At 34.4% G+C, this 2,552-nt stretch carries 1 protein-coding gene; it reads right to left on the reverse strand.

Translation table 11 applies throughout. The annotated features are described in order from the left end of the window. Window positions 1-2,552: C1 family peptidase (locus QZU83_RS10620; RefSeq protein WP_295611954.1), on the reverse strand; the 2,552-nt coding region annotated here is incomplete at both ends.

Consider the following 2,552-nt stretch of genomic DNA (forward strand, 5'->3'; position numbering starts at 1 on the left):
ATAACATTTTTGTTTATGGTAAATTGTGCAATTCCTTTTTTACTGGTTTTTGCTTTGAGTGTTTTACCATTGACTTTCAATATTATTTTTTTACCTTTTAGTGGAGTTTTACCGTTTTTAAGGGTCGCTTTAACTTTGAGCTTTTTAGCAGATTTTTTAACTGTGTATTTGCTGGTTTTAAGGTTTTGTTTTACTTTAACAGTTTTTGAAATTGTCTGGCCTTTGTAAGTTGCTTTTAACGTATATTTGCCAGGTTTTACTGTATTTGGTATTTTTAAGGTAATGTAACCATTTTTATCTGTTCTAACCTTGTAGGTTTTTTTGTTGAGTTTGATGGTTACAGCTTGATTTTTGCCTACAAACTTGCCATTGTCCCCAACAATCCTAGCCTTGAATTTGGATCCGTCATAGTAATACATTGCAATGTTTTTGGCACCGCTGAACCTGGATTTGACTGCAATTTCAGATGATTTATTTTCATCATTAGACGGATTTCTAACTACAATTGTTTGCTGTTTGGTCAATTTTGTAAATGGAATAGTAATGTAACCTGAATTGTCTGTTACATATTTGCTAACCTTATTATTGATAGAAACTTCAACTTTGGTGTTGTTTAAAGGCTTTCCGGCAGATGTCAGCATTTGTATTTTATAGTTGTAGTTGCTGTTGTATCCTCTTGTAACATTGGATGAAATAATTGTACTGTTTATTTTAATGTAATTTACAATTGAAATGTTATTGTAGGTTGTTGTAATATTATATTCTCCGGCATTACGGTCTATTGGAAGTTTGGCAAATCCATTTTCATCTGCAATTATAGTGTAGTTTTTCCCATCGAATTCAAAAGTGACTGTTTCGCCTGCGCCCACTTTTGCAACAAATTGAGTGTCATTGCCATAATATTTCACCAGACTATTTGTGATATTAATGTCAGTGACAGTATATGCCTTTAAAATAGCAACTTGACCATCGTATACCAAATCTGTCCAGGTTTGACCGTGATCGGTACTTCCAAAGGATTTGCCTGTCTGCGGATGAACCCTATGGTCAAAAGAAACAAACACTTTATTATTGTCTATGTATACTGTAAAGTTATCTCCTTTTTTTATTTGGACATATTTGTCTAGTTTTATTGTCGCATATCCGCTGAATTCACTTATTCTGGTTTGTTTGTAAACTTCAACATCGTTCACATCTATTTTTAATTGATAAATTGTGCCTGCTTTGTTGAAGTAAGTTCCAACAGCGGCAATTAATTCGTCCTTTACAGCAGTAAATATATTCGCATAGCAATCCATATCTTTGGAAGACAATGATCCCCCAATACCATTTTGATAAATCATGTTGTAGGTGTCATTGGTGATGATGTATCCTGTAGGATATCCGTAACATGCAATTGAAGTGTCATAATATGAAACATAGAAATATCCCTCATCGGCCCAATCGTCTCCCCAGCTGTTTTTGACAATCCATGCACCGTTTCCAGGAGGGTTTTTAAGGAAATTCTCTTTAGGATAGGTATCGTTCCATCCGACTATGCAAACTGTATGGTCTGCTTTTTCATTTCCATAATAATATTGTGTGCCGAGCAGTGGTTCAAAGTAACTATTATTGAAATTTGCTTTATGGGAAACCGCTAAAGCGCCATATTTGATTAAAGCAGTTTTAATTAGGTCATTATCTGTACTGTTTTTTCTTGGAGGGAGAACTACCACATTATGAATATGGAAATCATTTGCTGTTGTAAATAATGAGGATATTTTTCCCAGTTCATCATAACTGTCATAGACACTAGGGAAAATTCCAAGTCCGTCAATCACATAAGCTACTGCCGCATATGGGGTTGCACCTTCTGTTGAATCCAGTTCTCCGTATTTTGAATATTGAAGCATTGTATTTTGAAGATTGTTTTCTGAGAGCAGATATGTGTTGTTTGCATATCTAAGCAATGCTGATTCCATTGCAGCAACATTTCCGAATACCCAACATGAACCCATGAATCCCTGATTTTTAACCGGAGAAACCCAACTCAGATTTCTCAAATCAAATTCGGAAGGCAATGTGGTATAAGGTATTGTATTGTTAAGCAATTTGAATGTTTTATTAGAAAGTTCTATATTAAATGCATAATCCGTATTGTTAAATGACAGAATGTCTTTGTTGAATTTGTTTTCGCCTTGTAGTGTTATGCTTCCAAATACTGTGCATATGCTTGTAACTTCCAATAGATTATTGAAGTAGTTATTGCTTAAAGTCAGATTTGTATCATATGCATAGATGGTAGAAACCTCAAGACCCGAATTGTTTTCAAAAACGTTTTCTTTGAGAATGACATTTCCCCTATCAAAGTATGTGGCTCCACCACAGGACATTTCATCGATTAAGCTGTTGAGTTTAAAGTTTGATTTGGAAATATTCACATTGGCAAAACTGGTGTAGATAGCTCCCCCATCATATTTTGCCTGATTTGATGTGAAATTTGAATTTTCAATAATTAAATCTCCGCCTAACTGAAGAAAGGCCCCGCCAAATTCAGAATAACAATTGTTGAA

This window comes from uncultured Methanobrevibacter sp. (assembly GCF_902771435.1).
GTDB lineage: Archaea > Methanobacteriota > Methanobacteria > Methanobacteriales > Methanobacteriaceae > Methanocatella.